Here is a 21225-nt window from a genome sequence, read left to right as displayed (position 1 = left end):
TGTTAGTCCCGCAACGCATGCCCGGTATAGTGTAAAAAAACATCTTCCAGGTTGCGGCACTCCGGCAGCTCGTCGATCAACAGTTCAGGCTTGCCCTGGAGTATCATTTTACCCTCGTCCATAATGGCCACCTCATCACAAAGTGATTGCGCTTCTTCCAGCAGGTGGGAGGTGTACAGGATACTGGCGCCCTGCTCGTTGTAGCGGCGCAGGAATTGCAGGATCATGCTGCGTGACTGTACGTCCACCCCTGCGGTGGGCTCGTCCAGGATCAGCAGATCGGGGTCGTGCAGGATAGCTGCGATGATGTTCGCACGGCGTTTCATGCCCCCTGAATATTTATGAATTTCTTTATGAGCGCTCTTTTCCAGACCAAACACTTCGAGATAATGCATGATCTTTTCATACAACGCTTTGCCCTTCAGTCCGTACAGATTACCGAAATACGTCAGGTTTTCCACAGCCGACAGCTGGGGATAAAGGGCTATCTGTTGCGGTACAATACCGATGATTTTTTTGATCTGTTCCCGGTGGGCAGCGTCCTGTGGCAGGCCATGTATCATCACCTGTCCGCTATCTGCCTGTACCAGGCCGCACAGAATAGAGATAGTGGTTGTTTTACCGGCGCCGTTAGGGCCCAGCAGCCCACCGATTTTCCCTTCCGGAAAGGCAAAGGTTAACCCTTTAAGGGTGGCTTCTGCCGCACCTTTGTAGGTTTTGCACAATTCCTTTACTGCCAGCATATCATTTGGTTATTGGGTTATTTTTTTATTGGATTTACGGATTTTGGGATTTAATAAGCGAAGATGGACATAACATTATCTCCGGGTTGTTTCAATCTCTAAATCAAAAAATTCCAAAATCCAATAAAAAAACAGCTAAATATTAAAATTTCTAAATTCTCGCCAGTTTTTTGAAAAAGGTTTCTTCTGTTGCCGCACATTGCATTAACATCTCGCTCAACTCTTTGTAGGACACGTTGTCGGCAGATCTGCTTTTACATACCCTGCCCGCTGCAAAGGCAAAATTACGCCAAAGGTCTCCCGCCTGTGTCAGTTCTGTAGCCAGACGGCTCAGTTCCGGTTTGTTCAGCAACACAGCCGATTCCTGCAGGAACGCGGCATATACGAAACGGAAGCCGGCGCCGCCGGTACCGATCTCCTCCTGCATCCGGATAACGTTACCCAGATACAGCGCGGATTTGCGCTCTCCCACTTTCTGCGGATAGTCTTTTACACGATTGGCCAGAAAACGGATACCCTTTACGCCAAACATAGGGAGCGGTATTTTCAGCATATAATGACAGCTCTGCGCAATCCCTTCTTTGATCGGTTTTTCGAAAGATGCTTTTCCGGGAACATGTACCGGGTAATACATTTTCCCTTTGGGAGCCGGGAAACCTTTGGCAAAGCGGGCCTGCGCCAGGCTTTCGGGATCTATTTCGGTAACGGTGTCCATCACCGGATCACTCACCAGATATTGATCTTCACGTTTGCCATATACAACCAGGTTATGTGCATTGAAGTGAAAACGATAGGAAGGAGGGAAATAAGGCAGGTAATAAACGCTGGAAAGCAGGCCTACAGGCGTGCCGTTGGCGATTACCTGGTCCAGTGCCGCCATTCCTTTTTCCGGAGAGGAAAATTTGGCCGTCTCCATTTTTACGCCCAGCCGCTTACATACCCGCTGAAAAATAGCGCCGGGCCAGATGCGGTAAGTTGTGCCCGGCACACCGTTGACTTTCACAAACGGCAGGTGTCCGAAAAAAATGCCGGCGCCAATACCGAAGGCCATCGGCTCACTGATCTTCAGGCCATGGTGCCCCAGCAGATTGGAGATCACACCACTTTCACAGTGGGCTGTCTGCGTATGATGAAATTGATGACTATTCATAGTTGTTTATGTGTTCACGCAAAGCAGCAAAGCAACAAAGCAGCAAAGAAATGTATGTTCAATGATCTTTGCTGCTTTGTTGCTTTGCTGCTTTGCGTGATAATGCATTATTTGATATGCAATAAATCGTCCTTACTAATCTTAAAGGCATCTGCATAGCGCTGCAGCATTTTATCGCTCAGTCCCCGGAATACGGCCGGTTTCATATGCCGCTTTACCTGCCACTGGAACTTCCCTACGTAATTGGCCAGCAAGGCCAGGTCCATGAGGTTCTTTTCCATGTAGTAGGCAACAGGGCTGATTTCGCCGGACTGCACCAGTACTTTGGCGGCTGCTACTTTCTCGTTTACTTCCTCCCAGGCCTGTGTAAGGGCAATGTTCTCCGGTTCCCACCCTGCACTCTGCACCTGTACATAATTCCCGGTGTTATCTACCGCATACATAATCTGTTTGAATGTGCCTTCGTGCAGGTTATCACTATCCTGTGGCACTTCGTCTTTTTTCATGACTGCAGTTTTAGAAGTGAATGCCTATACAACGGTGATGTGTGCATAAGCATAGGAAAAACGTGCGCTTTCCGGTACCATCATCACCACTTTCTGTCCTTTTTTGAAGCGGCCGGCGTTCATCAGCTCTTCCAGCATCAGGTAAGGAGAAGCGGTTCCTACGTTACCTACCCAGGCCAGGTTGGTGAACCATTTTTCCAGCGGAATAGGAACACCGAGGCGGGTAATTTCTTCGTCGATCTTTAAACGGAAAAATTCGGAAGACAAATGCGGCAGGAAGAAATCAATTTCATCGAGGTTGATGTTGTGTCTTTCCACCAGTTCTTTCCACATCTGAGCGCCGGAAGGCACTATATTTTTACCCAACAGACGGGTATCTTGTTTGAAGGAGAATACGCTGTGTTGCGCCCACTCGTCGGGGGTCATGTCAATCCAGCCTTTGGTGCTGCCGTCCGGATTTTTGATAGAGCCGGCATACATGCAGGTCTCCAGCTCGTTGGCATAAGACAGGATCTCCACCCAGTCTACACGCAGGGAGAGGCCTTCTTCATTCGGTTTGTCCTGGAAAAGGGCAGCGCTGGCGCCGTCAGACAACATCCAGCGGAGAAAGTCTTTTTCGAAAGCGATGATCGGATTTTCATCCAGCGCTTTCAGGTTCTCTGCTTCCGGCTGGAATTTCTGAGCGAGCATCCAGGCAGAGAATTTTTCAGAACCGGTGCTTACCGCGTTGGCAGTGTTACCACAACGGATAGACATCCAGGCATATTTAAAAGCCTGCATACCTGCAGCGCATGCGCCGGTAGCTGCGATCAGTTCCACAGGCTGGCATTTCAGCAGACCATGCACCATCGCGGCGTGGTTAGGCAGCAGCTGGTCGGGCGAGGTAGTACCGCAGGCCAGTAATTGTAATTTGCTGATGGGGAATTTTTCATCAAACAATGCGCTGACAGCGTTGGCGGTCATCTCAGCGTTGGAATGAGTGGAATTGCCGTCTTGATCCAGAGAATAATAGCGGTTTTTGATTTTGTTGTTGCCCAAAATCTTCAACCGTGCACGGGAAGGTCTTCCGTCTACCATGCCAAGGATGCTTTCCATCTCTTCATTTTCAACAGGCTTGTTGGGTAAGAATTTAGATAGCCTGGTAATATAAACTTCCTTCATTTGAAAATAATTCGTCTTTTAAGGCCGCATGCAATCCCATAGTGACAACCGTTTAATGGCCAGCCTTTCTGCGGTGATAAACATGTTTTGTTTTGTATACTTATTAAGCGGACGTAAATATATAACTCTAAACGGAATTACAATTATCACGCCACCACTGATCTTCCGGTACGGGTAAAGGTTAACGCAAAGTAATGCCCTTGTAATAATCCACCTCCCGTTTCAACTCGTTTCGTTTCAGGTTGAGTTTGATGAACGAGGAAATCAATGTGATCGGTGTTAACACAAAGATCCCCACCAACAATAATGATCTGTACATCGTTACTCTTCCCTGACGAGCCTCAGCCCCAGGTCCTCCTTTGGCACTGATGAATTTGGCCCAGAAACGGAAGGCGCTGATACCATTATTTTCCAGCAGTACGAGATTAGGCAACAACTCTACCGCATCCAGCGACATCAGCTGTGGATGCAGGTCCTGCCACTTCCGTGTTTCCAGCGCCGCGGAGATAGGACCGGCAAATCGGTTGGCGGTGACGATCTCATTTTCCTGTACTCCCGCCTGTGGTAGGAAACGGGTGGCTTCTTTTTTTCCTTTGAAAGCCCAACGCAGAATGGTGATCAGGGAAATCAGGTTAGGCGATTTATCTACCAGCACAATATTTCCCACGAGGTTGGCTCCCATCCTGTGCAGATATCCTTTTACTCTTTCCTGTGCATTGAGCCACATGTTGCGGCTGCCCAACAGCGTGATCACCTGCTTACCTTTCAACAGGCGGGCCGCTGCCTCACTTTGCAGGAAAGCGGCTGTTGGCTGGGAGGGCGACAGGAACCAGGGCTGATATGCCAGCAACACCAAGTCAAAATGTGCATTCACATCCACCTTCAGCGGCCGGATGCCGCGCGGCGTGTCCTGTACTGTTTCCGGCATTGTATCATAAAACTGTTGCTTTCCCCATGGAAAAGGGAAAGGCGTTTCAGGAACCAGCTCTTCGTATGTAATATCCACCGTGTTTGCCAGTGGCGCCAACACATGATCAATAATCCTTTTTAATTGGCCTGTCTGGGTATAATAAACCACCAGGACCTTCGGTCTTTCGTTCATAAAAGGAATAGGAGTTCAACAATCCAAACTGTAAACATACAAAAAAGGAGTATTATTTATGTCATTTAATAATAATTTGACAGATGTAAGGCTGAGCTTTGGGGTGGGGGAGCATTCTCAGTTGGCTTGTGCCCCAGCCAGATACTGCCTCAGCCGGCTTGTTATTGCTGCGGCAGTATCTGGACAAAAGGACTTTAGATTTTTTTGAAAATCAATGTAAATAACAGCAAAACTGCTTTCGATATGATTTTAAAACTGTTAAAAATTTGTAAATATTGTTCGGCTAGATTTTCCTGACAGAGCCGGAACCCGCTACAGAACTGGACACATTGGGATTTCCTTTATATTTCACATCACCGGACCCGGCAATCTTTGCCTCCAGTTTTACGCTCGCATGTACACTGGCGTCACCGCTACCGGCAATTTTTACTTCCGCTTCTTCAGACAGCAGGTCATCACCCACATAATCGCCGCTACCGGCAATGGAAACCCTCACTGCTTTTGTTTCTCCCTGCAGATTCATATTACCCGAACCGGCAATGGAAGCTTTTACTTCCGGCGCGTTGATGGTGCCGTTCAGGTTACCGGAGCCTGACAGGGTGATTTTCATCTCCTCTTTACTGTTAAACTTATCTACCAGCTTCACGTCGCCGGCGCCTGCCAGCGCCACTTCGTCTACTTCCGGGGTAGTGAGGTATACGTTTACGCCTTTGCGGGTGGAAACATCCGTATTATGGCGGAAACGCACCTTCAGCCGGCCGTCTTCATTCACCAGCTCTACCAGCGGCGCGATATTATCCTCCGCCTCTATCACGGCTTTTTTGGCTGCTCCCTGAGAAAGAAACACGTTCATACTGCCTTCTATTTTGATTCGGTGAAAGGAAGGGGCCTCTCTTTCTTCTTTGATAACATTGCCACTACCTTTTACGCGGTTTTGGCCGATACAGGCACTGAAAAGGCCCGCTATGGACAGGGCTACTGTCATGCAGCACAGGGTGATTTTGGTTTGCATAAGTTTAGATTATAAAGAGAAAGATACAACTAGATTTCCTATTTTCTATTTTCAGAATCCGAAATTGGAGGAAGGACTTTATCTTTGCACCACCATGACAGAAAAGATACTTATCCTCGATTTCGGTTCCCAATACACACAGCTGATCGCGCGCAGCGTCCGGGAACTGAATGTTTATTGCGAAATTAAACCTTGTCTCCAGCCAATTGCCTGGGACGATTCCATCAAAGGCGTTATTTTGTCCGGCAGTCCTTTCTCCGTAAACGACGAGAAAGCGCCTACCCTCGACATCGCTGCCATCGCCGCCAAAGTACCGGTACTCGGTATCTGCTACGGCGCCCAGCTGATGGCCAAAAACTTCGGCGGTGAAGTAGCCAAAAGCAACATCCGTGAATATGGCCGCGCTTTTATGGAGCACAATGACAAAGAGGAAAAATTATTATACGACATCTCCGGCAAAAGCCAGGTTTGGATGAGCCACTCCGATACTATCAAACGTATCCCGGAAAGCTTCCAGATCATCGCTACCACCGAAAATATCCCGGTAGCCGCCTTCAAAAGCACTACCCTCGCTGCCCATCCGATCTTCGGCCTGCAGTTCCACCCGGAAGTGACCCACTCCCTGGAAGGTAAACAGATCCTCCGCAACTTCCTCGTACACATCTGTAACTGCCAGCAGGACTGGACCCCGGCAGCTTTTGTGCAGGAAACCATCGAAAAAATCAAAGCCCAGGTAGGCGATAAAAGAGTGGTAATGGCCCTCAGCGGCGGTGTGGATTCTACCGTGGCTGCTGAACTGATCCACAAAGCTATCGGCAAAAACCTCTTCTGCATCTTCGTAGACAACGGCCTGTTACGTAAAAATGAATACGAAACAGTACTGGAATCTTACAAACATATGGGCCTCAATGTAAAAGGTGTCAACGCAAAAGACATGTTTTACGGCCAGCTCGACGGTGTTACCGATCCGGAGAAAAAACGCAAAATCATCGGCCGCCTCTTCATCGAGGTGTTCCAGCATGAGTCAGCGCAACTGACCGATATCTCCTTCCTCGGACAAGGCACCATCTACCCTGATGTGATCGAATCCGTATCTGTAAACGGACCTTCCGTGACCATCAAATCCCACCACAACGTGGGCGGACTGCCGGAAAAAATGAACATGCAGCTGGTAGAGCCGCTGCGTTTCCTCTTTAAAGACGAAGTACGCCGCGTAGGCCGCGAAATCGGTATCAGCGAAGTATTCCTCGGCCGCCATCCGTTCCCCGGACCAGGCCTCGCGATCCGTATCCTCGGCGCTATCTCTCCTGATAAAGTGGCCATGCTCCAGGAAGCTGACGCTATCTATATCGAAGGACTGCGTGAAGCCGGTCTCTATGATAAAGTATGGCAGGCAGGCACCATCCTCCTCCCCGTACAAAGCGTAGGCGTAATGGGCGACGAACGTACTTACGAATTTACCGTGGCCCTGAGAGCGGTAACGTCTACCGACGGTATGACGGCCGACTGGGCTCACCTGCCTTACGAATTCCTGGCTAAAATGTCCAACGACATCATCAACCGGGTAAAAGGTATCAACCGCGTGGTATACGACATCAGCTCCAAACCACCTGCTACGATCGAATGGGAATAGTACTTCCCTGAACAATACCGAAAGCAAAGGCACAAGGGATGTATTTTATCTTTTTGCGCCTTTGCTTTCTTATTTTACTTTGCGTGCACTACCCCGGAATGATTTTTGTAAATTAGCGCCCATTATGAACCAATTGATATCTGTTAAAAACCTGCTGGCCGGATTGGCTCTGTCGGTACTGTTCACAGCCTGTTCTTCCTCCAGAAAGAGCACCAGCCGTGTTGACGGTCCCCCACCCTCTCTGAGCAAGCCTACACCGGAAAAGAAACCGGAAAACAAAAACGAAACTGCTAAGGCAGCCCCGTTCAACGTACCGGCCTTCGCCCGCGAGGTGAAGAAACCCACTTATAACATCGCGCTCTTTGCCCCGCTGTATCTCGACTCCGTATTTGCCAACTCCAACGATATTCCCGGTCGCACCATGCCCCGCTATGTAATGGCCGGCCTTGAATTTTATGAAGGCGCCCAACTGGCGCTCGACAGCCTCCAACAACTGGGCTATAACCTGAAAGTCAATGTATACGACACCAAAGGCCGCCAGAGCATTGCTTCACTGATCAACAGCAAAGCCCTCGATGCCACCGACCTCATCATCGGTTCGTTCAGCAACCCGGAACTGAAGGAAACAAGCGACTTCGCCAAAAAGAAAGAGATCAACCTGGTATCCGGGGTACTGCCCAATGATGCCGGCATCAGCGACAATCCTTTCCTCTTTATTCCCAACAGCACCCTGAAAACACACTGCGAAGCCATCCACAACTACGTACAGGAGGCTTTCTCCAATAAAAATATCGTGCTGCTCCGCCGGAACACCACTTTTGAAAACCGCCTCGCGGCCGATTTCAAAGGCTCCTACGACAAAATGAACAGCCCGAAAAAGTCCAGGATCCGCGAAGCTATCTGGAACGAAAGCACTACCCCGGAAGAGCTTTCCAAATACCTGCTCACCGACCGTCCTAACATCGTGATCGTTACTGCACTCGATGAAGCCGGCGCCAAAAGCATCCTGCGCAAACTCGCGGCAGCCAATACCAACTACCCGATGCAGATATTCGGTATGCCTACCTGGGACGTGCTGAAGCTGAAAGAGCCGGAATTCAAAAGCCTCCAGGTATTCTACTCTTCTCCCTACTTCAACGACAAATCGGATTCCTATAGCCGCTACCTGAGCGACTATTTCCGCAGAACATACAAAGCACGCCCTTCCGATATGGCGTACAAAGGTTTTGACCTCACCTTCTATTTCGTACGGCTGCTGCACAGCAACGGCGTATATTTCAACAGCGCTGTGGAAGCGTCTCCGTCTGTCATCACCCGCTTTAATTTCCAACCGGTGTATGTGCGCGATGGCGAACAAACACCTTCCTACTTCGAAAACAAAAACATCTTCATCATCCAGAAAGGCGACAGCTCGGATGTGAAAATGAATCAATAAACGCTTTTACAGCTGTCCAGGTGATAGCTTGTTGAGTCGAACACGGCCATGGCAGCAGCCATGGCCTTTTTTTGTATATTCATGTATATGGAGCTGCTTCAATTTACCGACAAAGGCATCTGGTGCGCAGCAGGCGATTTTTATATCGATCCCTGGAAACCCGTACAACGTGCGGTGATCACGCATGCGCATTCCGATCATGCCCGCTGGGGCAACCAGTACTACCTCTGTGAGCAAACCAGTATCCCGCTGCTCAAACTGCGGCTGGGCCCGGATATCCATGTGCAGGGCATCGCCTATGGGGAAAGTATTTATTTTAACGGTGTCAGACTGTCGTTACATCCTGCCGGCCACATGATCGGCTCTGCACAGGTAAGGGTGGAACTGAACGGGGAAATATGGGTGGCCAGCGGAGACTACAAACTGGAAACCGATGGTATCTCCGCTCCCTTTGAACCGGTACGCTGCCATACCTTCATCACAGAGTCTACTTTCGGTTTGCCTATTTACCGCTGGGAACCGCAACAGCAGCTGTTCTCCCGAATCACCAACTGGATATACGAAAATCAGCAGGCCAACAAAGCATCGGTCATCACCGCTTACAGTCTCGGTAAAGCCCAACGGCTGCTCTTTCATCTAAAGGATAAAGTTACCCGTATGATGGGCCACGGTGCCATCACCAACGTAAACGACCTGTTGATAGAACAGGGGTATCCATTACCCCATATCGAAAGAATAACACCAGATACACCTAAAGCAGCTTTTAAAAATGCGGTTATCATAGCACCGCCTTCGGCAGATGATTCGGCCTGGATGCGCCGCTTCAACCCCTACTCGCTGGGCGTGTGCAGCGGCTGGATGCAGGTAAGGGGTCATATGCGCAGACGCAATGCCGACGCCGGTTTTGCGCTATCAGATCATGCAGACTGGAACGGACTGCTGGAAGCGGTAGCCGCCACAGGTGCCACACGCGTATACGCCACCCATGGCTTCAGCAGCGTATTTGCCCGCTATCTCAGCGAAAAAGGTATCGACGCCAGAGAAGTGAGCACCGCCTACGGTGACGAGGAAACCATTACTAACCCGGAAACATAATACCGTGCAGCAGTTCGCCCAACTCGTCAAAGTGCTGAGCAACAGCACCAAAACCAACGAAAAACTGGAAGCACTAAGCCAGTATTTCGCCACCGCCCCGGATAAAGACAAAACCTGGGTACTGGCACTGTTTTCCGGCCGCAGACCTAAACGCACGGTCAACAGCACACAGCTGAAAACATGGTGCATACAGGCCACAGGACTGCCCGAATGGCTGTTCAACGAATGCTACCTCACCGTTGGTGATCTCGCCGAAACGATCGCCCTCCTGTTGCCGCCACGTACCCATCCCGCCAGTCATCCGTTACATTACTGGCTACAGCAACTGCAACTGCTGGAGAAAGCGACGGAAGCGGAAAAACAAACTTTCATCCTGCAAACATGGGACACACTGGACGATGGAGAGCGCTTCGTCTTCAATAAACTGATCACCGGCGGTTTCCGCATCGGGGTATCACAGAAAATGATGGTCAACGCACTCGCCAAAACCTACGATATCCCGGCCGCTACCCTCTCGCATATGATCAGCGGCAGCTGGGACCCCGGCACCGTGACCATTGAAGCGCTGCTGCACCAGAGCACCAGCGGCGCAGACGCCTCACGGCCCTACCCTTTCTACCTCGCTTATGCGCTGGAGGAAGCTCCCGCCAGCCTCGGCCCCATCGAAGCCTGGCAGGCGGAATGGAAATGGGACGGTATCCGCGGACAAATCATCAAAAGAGAAGGACAACTGTTTGTATGGTCACGCGGTGAAGAACTTATTACCGATAAATTCCCTGAATTCATACCACTCACAAACACCCTCCCCGACGGTACGGTGATAGACGGTGAAATCCTCACCTACGCCAACGAAAGACCCTTGCCCTTTCAGACACTGCAAACACGCATCGGCAGAAAAAATGTCACCCGTAAACAGCTGCAGGAAGCGCCGGTGGCCTTTCTCAGCTACGATCTGCTGGAATGGGAAGGCGCCGATATCAGAGAAAAACCACTGATAGAAAGGAGAACATTACTGACACAACTGATCCATATGCAGCAACAACCAGCCCTGCTACTGTCGCCGGAAGTAACGGCTGCCTCATGGGACAATCTGGCTCAGATACGGGAACTGGCGCGCGATCAGGTCAGCGAAGGACTCATGCTGAAAAAAAGAAGCGCCCCCTATCAGGTAGGTCGCAAGCGTGGCGACTGGTGGAAATGGAAAATAGATCCATATACCATCGATGCAGTGATGATATATGCGCAGAAAGGACATGGGCGCCGCTCCAACCTTTACACCGACTATACCTTCGCCGTAAAAGACGGCGATCAGCTGGTACCCTTTACCAAAGCCTATTCCGGCCTCACGGACAAAGAAATTGCAGAAGTGGACAACTGGATCAAACGGCATTCGCTGGAGAAATTCGGGCCGGTGCGTACGGTACAGCCGCAGCTGGTATTTGAAATTGCATTTGAAGGCATTGCGGCTTCCAACCGGCACAAATCGGGCGTAGCCCTGCGTTTCCCGCGTATCAACAGATGGAGGCAGGATAAACCGGTAGCAGAAATTAATACCCTCGATGATCTGAAAGCACTGCTGCGGCAAAGCGGCGGAATGGAAATATAAGCCTTATCAGGACGGTACTTCTACCAACTGCGGTTGGGCCACGGAAGACTCCCGCCACCAGAAACGACAAAGCTGCAATATCGCCCCCATGGCTATCAGCGCCAGTACAATAAGCCCTGCGGCATAACTGTTCCAACGATTCGTAACCGCCAATTGCATCATTAGTCCTACCAGCGACAATCCCAATCCACCACCCATGGCATTGCAGGTACCATTGATGCCCGAAGCCAGTCCATGCTGCGTTTCCGGAACAGCCTGTATGGCCAGGATCGTGATCGCAGGAAAGGTGATAGACATGCCCAGTGAATTGATACATAATACCGCCAGCAGCATAAACGGTACATGCCAGGCCGTGAAATAACTCAACGCAAAAAACAGGATACCACCTAACATGAAACAACTGCCCGTTATGCCGGTGCGGGTGATACCCAGCTTATGAAACAAATGAGGAAGTACATATTTGGATATCAGTCCGGATAAGATACTGAAGGGAAACAATAATAACCCCGCCTGTGAGGAACTAAAGCCCAGCACTTCCTGCAAATACAGTGTCAGCAGAAAAATATAGGGCAGGAAGGTACTACCCAGCAAGGTGGCGCCAATATTGCCGGTCACCACTCCCTTCAACCGGAAAAGGTCAAAGTCGACTAACGGCGACGCATGTACGCGTTCTCTCCGGACAAAATAAATCCCGGCTGCCAGCAGCGATGCCAGTGATAACCCAAAAGCAGCAGGATGCGCCGCAATATGGCCCAGATCGTGTATCAGCCAGGCCGACAGCATCAGCAGCAGGGTAATCAATATCCCGCTTAGCAGGTTGCTGTCCTGTTGCCGCTCCTGCTGCCGGTCACGCGGAATAAACCGGAATGCCAACACAATAGCACCGCCAATCACCGGCACATTGATAAAGAAAACCCACTGCCATCCCATCCAGGCGCTGATCAGTCCACCGATGGCCAGTCCGGTAGCGAAACCGATACCCGCCATCGCGCCGAAGATGCCGAAAGCCCTGTTCTTCTCTGCCGGTTCCGTAAAGGTATGGCTGATAATGGCCATGGCCGCAGGTATGGCTAACGCTACACCTAAGCCCTGCAGGGCGCGGAAACACAACAACCAGGCAAATGACATGGAAAAGCCGGCTCCCAATGAGGCCAACACAAACAGAATAGCGCCGGTGATAAATATCTTCCTTCTTCCCATGGTGTCCGACAACCGGCCACCCAACAATACAAACCCCGCATAAAACAATACATATACGGTTTGTACCCACTGAATGGCGTCAGGACCAAAATGGAAATACGCCTGCATGCCCGGCAATGCCATGTTCAACACTGATACGTCCAGTGCTTCAAAAAAAATTGCCATGCAGGCCACCGTCAGAATAATTCGCTTTTCCATAGTTCCATTTTCGCCACAAACCTAGAATTTTAGAACACCAATCGATCAATTTTAATAATTTTGGAACAAACACACACAATTATATCTACCGATAGATTATTTTTCTAAAAACATCATAAAATGGACCATAAAAAAGAACAGACGCCACCACTGACACTGGATGAAAAAGACATGGGCATACTTCGCCTGTTGCAACAGGATGCTAAAATGACGATCCGCGATATTGCCCGGCAACTGAATCTGAGTACAACGCCGGTGTATGAACGCATCCGCAAAATGGAGCAGGCAGGGGTGATCAGACAGTATGCCGCCATCGTGGACCCCAGGAAAATCAATAAAGGAATGACAGTGCTGGTGTACATCACCCTTAAAGAGCACAACAAAAAAAACGGCAAAAAATTCATTCAGGAAATCGTTTCATTTCAGGAAGTGACAGAATGCCTCAATATCTCCGGGGAATTTGATTTTATGATCAAAGTACAGGTAAAAGACATGGACGAATACCGCGAGTTTTATGTGAATAAACTGGGAGAATTAGACAATTTGAGTCATACCCAAAGTATTTTTGTGATCTCTGTTATAAAAGAAACACATCAGGTCGTATATTAGTGGTGGACAGTAATTCATACCCTAAACCTACACCGCGAACCTATGTTAAAGCTATACACATGGCTGTATGCACTATGTCTTTTATTTACCGTTATGCCGGCCAGCGGGCAGTCGCGCTATTTCGCGCATTCCGTGGGCGCCGGCTTGTATACCGGTAACAATCATTTTGCCGGAGGCATTATTTATTCACCGCGATTTAATTTCGGCGTTATCTCCAGCCGTTCCGCCTTTGCGATAGGCACACAACTCGCGCTGGGCGGGAGCTTGCGCTCCAGCTACAACCGTTATTCGGGCGGTAACTCCACCAGCTTTTTTATGGCGGATGTGCCTTTGCTCGTGACCTACAACTATGGCACCTTTGCCACGTCCGGCGCACATACCCGGCTGGGCATCTTTACCGGTGCCGGTTATGGCTTCCATAATGGCAGCCGCAATATCAATGACGTGGACGAAGAAGAAGGCATTACCGATCAGGTGCATGTGTCCGGCCCGGTGTTTACTACCGGTTGCCGTTTTCTGATCGGCCATACATCACTGGGGCTTCATTTCAGCTATCTGTTCAACAGTAACCAATACAATCCTGATATATACGGTATCGGTAGCGCAGGGCTTTCCTACAATATTCATGCTGTCCGCAGGGGTATTTAACGTTTTGACGGTAGCAGGTTGTCGAAACCAATGTGATAATCGAGGTAACTGCCCGGCGCTTCGCCCGGCGTATGCACCACCACCATGCTGCACAATGCGCGGCTGCTGCGGGAATTAGCCGTTTCAAAAGCTATCCCCAGTTGTTCATCATCATATACTTCAATGCGGCGGGCCTTGTTTTTGGATACGTATACTTTAGCCAAATGTAATCCGGGATAGGCTTTTCTGATAGCGCTCATGGTACTGCCGGCACCTACATTTTTGGCTGTCCGGAACCGGAGAGAGGTAACCCTGATCTCTTTCACATACTGGGTATCCTGCGTACGCATGGCGGTAAATACTGCCAGTACAGACGATGAATCCGTTGTACCGTCTTTCTTATGACCATACCATATGCGCCATGCTTTCATCATGGCCGCATCACCGGCATCCGGTTTACCCAGCGATGCCAGCTCATTGGCGGGCATCTCCAGTTTTACATGCCCCACAGACGCTCCCGGCACAATCTGCCAGGCTTCCTGTTGAGCGTTTACAACACACGTGGTGAACAGCAATCCGACTAAAGCAAACAGACAGCGCATATACGAAGTTTTGCCCATACGCTGCAAAAACGTTGCCATGCTCGTTTTCAAAGCCAACTTATCAGTTACGTTAAAAAAAATCAAAAACCGTGTTGTAAGGATTTCCTTAACATTTGCGCGGTTACTTTTACAACCGTAATGCGTTACTGTCACAACCTATATAGTCGTATTTACATCACCTGTCAAACACTGTAAAATGAAAAAAATGCTATTTGTATCGCTGGCAGCCATGTCAGCGGCAGCGGGCGCCTACGCCCAGAAAAAAGTGAACTTTGGCTTGAAAGGCGGTCTGAATATTTCTAACAACGATGCACGATTTGATAACTTCCGGCCAGGTGCCTATGCCGGCGGCTTTACAGAAATTAAACTGAATAAACACTGGGCGGTACAACCGGAACTGGTATATTACCGTAACCAGAACCCGGGACAGTATTATACCACGCCGGATGATCATGTAGCACAAGCTAAAAGAAAAGAAGACTATATCAGCATCCCGCTGATGGTAAAATATTACGCCAAACCTAAACTATACGTGGAAGCCGGTCCTGAAGTGAATTACCTCATCGATGCCAAAGAAGATATCTATGGCGACACACATAGCATTATCGGACATTACAACCGGCTCAATGTAAGTGGTTCCCTGGGCATTGGCTATCAGCTTCCCCGCGGCTTTGGCGTGAATGCCCGGTACTCCCTCGGCGTACAAACACGTGAAAATGCCACCTTCTATAATAACACCGGCAAAGTCGGTATCACCTATACCTTTGAGGGCAAATAGCAGGCCTTTCCCATTGTTTGTTCACGCAAAGTCGCAAAGCAGCAAAGCAACAAAGACTATATAAGTAAGCAGAGAAAGCAAAGGAGCGAAGATTAAATGTGATCTCCACTTCTTTGCTTTCTTATTAATCTTAAAAAAATCTTTGCTGCTTTGCTGCTTTGCTGCTTTGCGTGAAAAATCTTTGCGTGCTTTGCGAGAAAATATGCTATTTTAATTCCATGAACCGTAAACATTTTTTATCCACCCTGATGACCGCCGGTATCGGTATACCCGCCACCCAAAGTCTGGCTGCCATGGGTATTACCGGTACTGCCCCCGCTAAAGAACCACAAATCCCTCCTTACCTTAAACCCGGAGACATCATTGGTATCACCTGCCCCGCCGGTTATATCAACAAAGAAGAAATACTACCCTCGCTGCGTATGATGGAGAGATGGGGATTCAATATTCGTATAGGCAATACCGTTGGTATGCGGGATTATTCCTTTGGCGGCACAGACGCAGAGAGGACCAAAGACCTGCAGGTCATGCTCAATGACCCTAACGTAAAAGCCATCATGTGCGGCCGCGGTGGATACGGAACAGCGCGGATACTGGACCAGCTGGACTTCTCCCGCTTTCAGCACCATCCCAAATGGATCATCGGTTTTAGTGATATCACCGCTTTGCATTGCCATGTCAATCGACACTTTGGTATTGCTACCCTGCATTCCAAAATGTGTAATAGCTTCCCGGACGATTTTAATAAAGCAGAACCGATCATACAGGACACGATCATGTCTATCTATCAGGCGCTGACCGGGAAGAAGATGCAGTATACAGTACCTACGGATGCCAACAACCGCAAAGGCACGGCCCGAGGTGTATTGATAGGAGGCAACCTGTCGGTGATACAAAGCATTTCAGGAACTGATTCTGAAATTGACACCAACGGTAAAATTCTTTTTCTGGAAGAAGTGGGGGAATATCTTTACAACATCGACCGTATGCTGAACACCCTGCAGCGCTCTCATAAACTGGACAACCTCGCCGGGCTCATTATCGGTGGTTTCAACAGAATAAAACCAGATGATCCCGGCGAAGAATTCGGTCGCACGGTATACGACATCGTGATGGAAAAAGTAAAAAACTTCAAATACCCGGTGTGCTTCAATTTCCCGTCAGGACACCAGAAAAACAACTATGCCCTTAAATGTGGCATGATGCATACGCTGACAGTGGCGGACGATAAGGTGCTGTTAAAGGAATAACTATTTCACCATAAAAGTGACGATAAACAGAATGGCCAGTACATACATCACTGGACTGATCTGTTTGTATTGGCCCGTCAACACTTTCAACAATACATAAGACAACATACCGAACACGATGCCTTCGGCAATGCTATAGGTATAAGGCATCATCACAATGGCCAGGAACGCCGGGATGGCTTCCGTCACATCATTAAAATCAATTTTCACCACCGAACCCATCATCAGCATGCCCACAATGATCAACGCCGGCGCTGTAGCCGCCTGCGGTATCATGGCAAATACCGGCGCAAAAAACAGCGACAGTAAAAACATCACGGATATGGTGAGTGCCGTTAATCCCGTTCTTCCACCTGCGGCCACGCCGCTGGCGCTTTCCACGTAGGCAGTTACCACACTGGTACCTAACAGACCGGCGGCAGTAGTACCCACCGCATCCGCCATCAGCGCCTGCTTGGCCCGGGGCAGCCGGCCATTTTCATCCAGCAGTCCGGCTTTATTGCAAAGGCCGATCAGGGTCCCCACGGTATCAAACAGGTTGACCATCAACAGGGTGAATAAAATCATCACCATATCCAGGCTGAATATCTTGTCAAATTGCAGTTTAAAAGCGATAGGCGTCACAGAGGGTGGCAGGCTTACCAGGTGCCCTTCGGGCAGATGGGTAATACCTAATGGGATGCCGACTACCGTGGCCGCCAAAATTCCGATCAGCAAAGCAGCGTTTACCTTCCGGTACATCAGCACGGCGCTGATGATCAGGCCTATCAACGCAATCAATGGCCCGAGACTGGTTACATCCCCCATTTTCAGGATCACGCCCTCCAGCCGGCCATCCCCTACATGCCGCATACCGGTTTCAATAATACCGGCATTGGCCATCCCGATCAGCGCTATCAATAGTCCGATACCCACAGAGATAGCATGTTTGAGGTTTTCCGGTATACTGTTGATAATTGCCTCCCGTATCCGGAACATCGATAGAATGATGAAAATGATCCCTTCCAGGAAAACCGCTGTCAGCGCAAACTGCCAGCTATAGCCCATACCCGATACAATGGTATAAGCGAAAAAAGCATTCAGCCCCATGCCCGGCGCCACGCCAATGGGCAGGCGCGCATACAGTGCCATCACCAGCGTGCCAATGGCCGCTGCCAGCGCTGTTGCCGTGATCAATGCGTTAAAATCCATCCCCGTCCTGGACAGGATGCTGGGGTTCACGGCAAGAATATATGCCATGGTAGAAAAGGTGGTCAATCCGGCGAGTACTTCTTTCTTTACCGTAGTGTTGTTTTCGGAGAGCCTGAAAAATTTTGCGAGCATGCTGCAAAAATAAGCGATTCACGATTTATCATTTTATCCTAATTTCATTTCATGCAACAACATTCGCGTGGATGGAAAGTGATTACCGGATGGCTGGCAGAGAAGGGCCTTCAGCCTTTCAGGTTCCAGGAAGATGCCTGGGAGGCATACCTGCAGGGCCAGTCGGGGATCGTGAATGCGCCTACCGGGTTTGGCAAAACCTTCTCGCTCTTCCTCGGCGCCGTGATCGCCTGGATTGATGCCCATCCAAAAGACTACCGGAAAAAAGCTAAGAATGGCCTGCAGCTGCTGTGGGTAACACCGCTCCGTGCGCTGGCCAAAGATCTGGGGCGCGCCATGGACGAGGTATTGCGGGAACTGGACATCCCCTGGGAAGTAGGCATCCGCAGTGGTGACACCCCTGTGGCCACCCGCGCCCGCCAGAAATTACAAATGCCGGAGGTGCTGATCATCACGCCCGAAAGCCTGCACCTGTTGCTGGCCCAAAAGGAATACCCCGCTGTTTTCAAACACCTGCACACGGTGGTAGTGGACGAATGGCATGAACTGCTGGGCAGCAAAAGAGGCGTGATGGTGGAGCTGGGACTAAGCCGCCTGCGCGGGTTACGGCCATCGCTGAAAATATGGGGCATCTCCGCTACCATCGGTAATCTCGATGAAGCCCTGGAAGTACTGCTGGGCCCCTATCACAACGGTGGGCTGATCATCCGCGCCGATCTGAAAAAGAACATCGCCCTGCAAAGCGTGATTCCTCATGAGATAGAAAACTATCCATGGGCCGGCCACCTTGGCATCCGCATGCTGCCGCAGGCATTGCCTATCATCGACAATAGCCAGACGACCCTGGTGTTCACCAACACCCGCTCACAATCGGAGATATGGTACCAGTCGCTGCTCAAGCACGAGCCCATGCTGGCCGGTGCGCTGGCGCTCCACCACGGCTCCATCGATATGGAACTGCGTATATGGGTGGAAGAAGCGCTGCACAACGGTATCCTGAAAGCGGTGGTATGTACCGCCAGCCTCGACCTGGGGGTGGATTTCCGCCCGGTAGATACCGTGATACAGGTAGGCAGCCCCAAGGGGGTGGCCCGCTTCCTGCAACGGGCAGGCCGTAGCGGCCACCAGCCGGGCGCCATCAGCCGCATCTTTTTCCTGCCCACCCACGCCCTCGAGCTGGTGGAAGCCGCTGCGCTCAAAGCAGCCATGGAAGAAGATCTGATAGAAAGTCGCATGCCCGTATTGTTGGCATACGATGTATTGCTGCAATACCTCATGACACTCGCCGTTTCTGACGGCTTCCATGCACCGGAGATCTACGAGGAAGTCCGTAAAACCTTTTGCTATCAACATCTCACAGAAGATGAATGGCAGTGGATACTCGCTTTCCTCACCACCGGCGGCGATGCGCTTGGCAGCTACGATGAATTCCGCAAACTGGAACGGCAAGGCAGCCACTACTACTGCAAAAGCCGTATGCTGGCCATGCGGCACCGGCTGCATATCGGCACCATCGTCAGCGATGCCATGCTCAAAGTGAAATTCATGAGCGGCGGCTATGTGGGCGTGATCGAAGAAAGCTTTATCTCCCGGCTCACGCCGGGCGACAGCTTCACCCTCGCCGGCCGCAACCTCGAGTTTGTGATGATCAAAGACATGACCGTGCTGGTGCGCAAGTCCAACGCCAAACGGACCATCGTGCCCAGTTATATGGGCGGGCGCATCCCGCTGTCGTCCAACCTGGGCCGGATGTTGCGCCAGAAATTCAATGAGGCGCTTTCCCGCAAGACGAAAGACCCGGAGCTGATAGCCTTGCAACCGCTGTTCCGCCGCCAGGAAGAGCTGTCCCGTATTCCGAAAGACAACGAGCTGCTGATCGAAAAAATTACCACCAAAGATGGTTACCATCTTTTCGTATATCCCTTTGAAGGCCGGCTGGTACATGAAGTAATGGCCGCCCTGCTGGCTTACCGTATCAGCCGTATACAGCCCATCACCTTCTCCATCGCCATGAACGACTATGGCTTTGAGTTGCTGTCTGACCAGCCGATACCGCTGACCGCAGAAAACGCCAAAGCATTGTTTACGACCGACAACCTGCTGACAGAGCTGCAAACCAGCGTGAACGCCACAGAGATGGCGCGCCGCAAATTCCGCGATATCGCTGTCATCGCCGGCCTGATCTTTCAGGGATATCCGGGCAAACACAAAGCGAATCGGCACCTTCAGTCGTCTGCCTCGTTATTGTTCAATGTGTTTAAAGACTACGACCCGCAGAACCTGCTGCTGAAGCAGGCTTTCAACGAAGCCTTTTTCTACCAGATGGAAGAAGCGCGCCTCCGCGAAACGCTGGAGCGTATCGCACAAAGCCATATCGTGATCACGGAGCCGGATAAACTGACGCCTTTCTGCTTCCCCATCAAGGTAGACAGCCTGCGGGACACCATGACCAGCGAGAAACTGGAAGACAGGATTAAAAAATTGATTGCCGTCAACGGATAAGAATTAATAATTTGCAGCCCATGCAAAACAAGGACACCGCGGCGGGGGAAATATTCCGGTTCAAACAACAACACTGGCATCTGTTGCCGGAAAAGGCGATCTACTGGGAAGAAGAAAAAGCACTGATCCTTTCTGACCTGCACCTGGGTAAATCAGCCCATTTCCGTAAAGCCGGCATTGCCGTGCCGGCAGGTATTATGCAGGAAGACCTGTTCCGGCTGCAACAGCTGATTACACGCTATCTGCCGGTACGGCTCATTATTGTCGGCGATATGTTCCATAGCCGTCACAATAACGAAGTACAGTATTTCAAAATATGGCGCGGCCAGTTTTCCCATATCCGGGTAGACCTGGTATTGGGCAACCATGACATCATGGCCGAAGAAGTATACAGCCAGCTGGAGGTAAATACCCATGATACCCTGACCGTCCGGGATATTCATTTTATCCATGAGCCTTGCGGTGACAACAACGGTTATCAGTACACGTTTTCCGGCCACCTGCACCCTGCAGTGGTGATGGCCGGCCCTGCCAAACAACGGCTCCGTCTACCCTGCTTTTATTTTGGCCGGCATTGCGGCATTTTACCCGCTTTTGGCGACTTTACCGGCCTGGCGACCCTGGACCCTTATCCGGACGAACCGGTGTTTGTAATCGCCGGAAAATCGATTATCCGGACGCAATAAGTTTTCC

General features: G+C 50.3%; 19 protein-coding genes. 10 read left to right on the top strand and 9 right to left on the bottom strand.

Annotated features, from left to right (window positions below; all coding sequences use genetic code 11):
• Window positions 1–2: 2 nt before the first annotated feature.
• From ICL55_RS25095 to ICL55_RS25070, 6 genes are all read right to left on the bottom strand, one after another.
• Window positions 3–743 (bottom strand): ABC transporter ATP-binding protein, encoded by a 741-nt coding sequence (locus ICL55_RS25095; protein WP_188102634.1) that lies wholly within the window; start codon window positions 741–743, stop codon window positions 3–5.
• A 151-nt stretch (window positions 744–894) separates the two neighbouring features.
• Entirely contained in the window at window positions 895–1893 is a 999-nt protein-coding gene (darH, locus tag ICL55_RS25090; RefSeq protein ID WP_188102631.1) for a BtrH-related acyltransferase DarH, read from the bottom strand.
• A gap of 107 nt (window positions 1894–2000) precedes the next feature.
• Window positions 2001–2399 carry a flexirubin biosynthesis protein DarG gene (gene DarG / locus ICL55_RS25085; RefSeq protein WP_188102629.1) on the bottom strand — a complete coding sequence of 133 codons (399 nt, stop codon included), beginning with the start codon at window positions 2397–2399 and terminating at the stop codon, window positions 2001–2003.
• A gap of 24 nt (window positions 2400–2423) precedes the next feature.
• Entirely contained in the window at window positions 2424–3560 is a 1137-nt protein-coding gene (gene darB / locus ICL55_RS25080) for a dialkylresorcinol biosynthesis protein DarB (protein ID WP_188102627.1), read from the bottom strand.
• A 181-nt stretch (window positions 3561–3741) separates the two neighbouring features.
• Window positions 3742–4662 (bottom strand): dialkylrecorsinol condensing enzyme, encoded by a 921-nt coding sequence (locus ICL55_RS25075; RefSeq protein WP_188102624.1) that lies wholly within the window; start codon window positions 4660–4662, stop codon window positions 3742–3744.
• A 283-nt stretch (window positions 4663–4945) separates the two neighbouring features.
• A complete protein-coding gene (locus ICL55_RS25070; protein ID WP_188102622.1) occupies window positions 4946–5674 on the bottom strand; it encodes a head GIN domain-containing protein in 729 nt (242 codons plus the stop codon).
• 94 nt (window positions 5675–5768) lie between these two features.
• Here ICL55_RS25070 and guaA point away from each other — a divergent pair, with 94 nt between their 5' ends.
• The 4 genes from guaA to ICL55_RS25050 all read left to right on the top strand — a co-directional run bounded on the left by guaA (window position 5769) and on the right by ICL55_RS25050 (window position 11443).
• On the top strand, window positions 5769–7307 hold the full coding sequence (gene guaA, locus ICL55_RS25065) for a glutamine-hydrolyzing GMP synthase (protein ID WP_188102620.1): 1539 nt from the start codon (window positions 5769–5771) through the stop codon (window positions 7305–7307).
• A gap of 124 nt (window positions 7308–7431) precedes the next feature.
• Window positions 7432–8742 (top strand): ABC transporter substrate-binding protein, encoded by a 1311-nt coding sequence (locus ICL55_RS25060; protein WP_188102618.1) that lies wholly within the window; start codon window positions 7432–7434, stop codon window positions 8740–8742.
• 87 nt (window positions 8743–8829) lie between these two features.
• Complete coding sequence (locus ICL55_RS25055) at window positions 8830–9837, top strand: ligase-associated DNA damage response exonuclease (protein WP_188102616.1); 1008 nt, start codon at window positions 8830–8832, stop codon at window positions 9835–9837.
• A 4-nt stretch (window positions 9838–9841) separates the two neighbouring features.
• Window positions 9842–11443 (top strand): ATP-dependent DNA ligase, encoded by a 1602-nt coding sequence (locus ICL55_RS25050; RefSeq protein WP_188102614.1) that lies wholly within the window; start codon window positions 9842–9844, stop codon window positions 11441–11443.
• A 6-nt stretch (window positions 11444–11449) separates the two neighbouring features.
• Here ICL55_RS25050 and ICL55_RS25045 read toward each other — a convergent pair whose 3' ends face one another.
• The gene (locus ICL55_RS25045; RefSeq protein ID WP_188102612.1) at window positions 11450–12841 is read right to left on the bottom strand and encodes an MFS transporter; all 1392 of its coding nucleotides are present in this window, start codon (window positions 12839–12841) and stop codon (window positions 11450–11452) included.
• A gap of 120 nt (window positions 12842–12961) precedes the next feature.
• On the opposite strand from ICL55_RS25045, the gene ICL55_RS25040 reads away from it, so the two are divergent.
• Window positions 12962–13450 (top strand): Lrp/AsnC family transcriptional regulator, encoded by a 489-nt coding sequence (locus ICL55_RS25040; protein WP_188102610.1) that lies wholly within the window; start codon window positions 12962–12964, stop codon window positions 13448–13450.
• Between the two features lie 42 nt (window positions 13451–13492).
• Window positions 13493–14098 carry a hypothetical protein gene (locus ICL55_RS25035; protein ID WP_188102608.1) on the top strand — a complete coding sequence of 202 codons (606 nt, stop codon included), beginning with the start codon at window positions 13493–13495 and terminating at the stop codon, window positions 14096–14098.
• Here the strand turns inward: ICL55_RS25035 and ICL55_RS25030 are convergent.
• Window positions 14095–14679 (bottom strand): hypothetical protein, encoded by a 585-nt coding sequence (locus tag ICL55_RS25030; protein ID WP_188102606.1) that lies wholly within the window; start codon window positions 14677–14679, stop codon window positions 14095–14097. The genes ICL55_RS25035 and ICL55_RS25030 overlap by 4 nt on opposite strands.
• Before the next feature lie 196 nt (window positions 14680–14875).
• On the opposite strand from ICL55_RS25030, the gene ICL55_RS25025 reads away from it, so the two are divergent.
• Window positions 14876–15457: a porin family protein gene (locus ICL55_RS25025; protein ID WP_188102603.1), complete on the top strand. Its 582-nt coding sequence runs from the start codon at window positions 14876–14878 to the stop codon at window positions 15455–15457.
• Between the two features lie 218 nt (window positions 15458–15675).
• Window positions 15676–16707 (top strand): S66 peptidase family protein, encoded by a 1032-nt coding sequence (locus tag ICL55_RS25020; protein ID WP_188102600.1) that lies wholly within the window; start codon window positions 15676–15678, stop codon window positions 16705–16707.
• On the opposite strand, the gene ICL55_RS25015 is transcribed toward ICL55_RS25020, so the two are convergent.
• Window positions 16708–18030 (bottom strand): NCS2 family permease, encoded by a 1323-nt coding sequence (locus ICL55_RS25015; RefSeq protein ID WP_188102598.1) that lies wholly within the window; start codon window positions 18028–18030, stop codon window positions 16708–16710.
• Between the two features lie 51 nt (window positions 18031–18081).
• Here ICL55_RS25015 and ICL55_RS25010 point away from each other — a divergent pair, with 51 nt between their 5' ends.
• Window positions 18082–20532, top strand: coding sequence for a ligase-associated DNA damage response DEXH box helicase (locus ICL55_RS25010; RefSeq protein ID WP_188102596.1), 2451 nt, complete (start codon window positions 18082–18084; stop codon window positions 20530–20532).
• 20 nt (window positions 20533–20552) lie between these two features.
• Window positions 20553–21218, top strand: coding sequence for a ligase-associated DNA damage response endonuclease PdeM (gene pdeM / locus ICL55_RS25005; protein ID WP_188102594.1), 666 nt, complete (start codon window positions 20553–20555; stop codon window positions 21216–21218).
• The last annotated feature ends 7 nt before the right edge of the window (window positions 21219–21225 follow it).

The sequence above is a fragment of the Chitinophaga varians genome (assembly GCF_014529945.1).
GTDB classification, from domain to species: domain Bacteria; phylum Bacteroidota; class Bacteroidia; order Chitinophagales; family Chitinophagaceae; genus Chitinophaga; species Chitinophaga varians.
This window is presented reverse-complemented; position numbering and strand designations above follow the sequence as displayed.

Excerpts from the sequence above, each read along its gene's own strand:
- ICL55_RS25095 (WP_188102634.1), bottom strand. The coding sequence starts at position 743 with ATGCTGGCAGTAAAGGAATTGTGCAAAACCTACAAAGGTGCGGCAGAA.
- ICL55_RS25055 (WP_188102616.1), top strand. The coding sequence starts at position 8,830 with ATGGAGCTGCTTCAATTTACCGACAAAGGCATCTGGTGCGCAGCAGGC.
- ICL55_RS25030 (WP_188102606.1), bottom strand. The coding sequence starts at position 14,679 with ATGCGCTGTCTGTTTGCTTTAGTCGGATTGCTGTTCACCACGTGTGTT.
- darB (WP_188102627.1), bottom strand. The coding sequence starts at position 3,560 with ATGAAGGAAGTTTATATTACCAGGCTATCTAAATTCTTACCCAACAAG.
- ICL55_RS25035 (WP_188102608.1), top strand. The coding sequence starts at position 13,493 with ATGTTAAAGCTATACACATGGCTGTATGCACTATGTCTTTTATTTACC.
- ICL55_RS25040 (WP_188102610.1), top strand. The coding sequence starts at position 12,962 with ATGGACCATAAAAAAGAACAGACGCCACCACTGACACTGGATGAAAAA.
- ICL55_RS25025 (WP_188102603.1), top strand. The coding sequence starts at position 14,876 with ATGAAAAAAATGCTATTTGTATCGCTGGCAGCCATGTCAGCGGCAGCG.
- ICL55_RS25075 (WP_188102624.1), bottom strand. The coding sequence starts at position 4,662 with ATGAACGAAAGACCGAAGGTCCTGGTGGTTTATTATACCCAGACAGGC.
- ICL55_RS25010 (WP_188102596.1), top strand. The coding sequence starts at position 18,082 with ATGCAACAACATTCGCGTGGATGGAAAGTGATTACCGGATGGCTGGCA.
- darH (WP_188102631.1), bottom strand. The coding sequence starts at position 1,893 with ATGAATAGTCATCAATTTCATCATACGCAGACAGCCCACTGTGAAAGT.
- guaA (WP_188102620.1), top strand. The coding sequence starts at position 5,769 with ATGACAGAAAAGATACTTATCCTCGATTTCGGTTCCCAATACACACAG.
- pdeM (WP_188102594.1), top strand. The coding sequence starts at position 20,553 with ATGCAAAACAAGGACACCGCGGCGGGGGAAATATTCCGGTTCAAACAA.
- ICL55_RS25060 (WP_188102618.1), top strand. The coding sequence starts at position 7,432 with ATGAACCAATTGATATCTGTTAAAAACCTGCTGGCCGGATTGGCTCTG.
- DarG (WP_188102629.1), bottom strand. The coding sequence starts at position 2,399 with ATGAAAAAAGACGAAGTGCCACAGGATAGTGATAACCTGCACGAAGGC.
- ICL55_RS25020 (WP_188102600.1), top strand. The coding sequence starts at position 15,676 with ATGAACCGTAAACATTTTTTATCCACCCTGATGACCGCCGGTATCGGT.
- ICL55_RS25015 (WP_188102598.1), bottom strand. The coding sequence starts at position 18,030 with ATGCTCGCAAAATTTTTCAGGCTCTCCGAAAACAACACTACGGTAAAG.
- ICL55_RS25045 (WP_188102612.1), bottom strand. The coding sequence starts at position 12,841 with ATGGAAAAGCGAATTATTCTGACGGTGGCCTGCATGGCAATTTTTTTT.
- ICL55_RS25070 (WP_188102622.1), bottom strand. The coding sequence starts at position 5,674 with ATGCAAACCAAAATCACCCTGTGCTGCATGACAGTAGCCCTGTCCATA.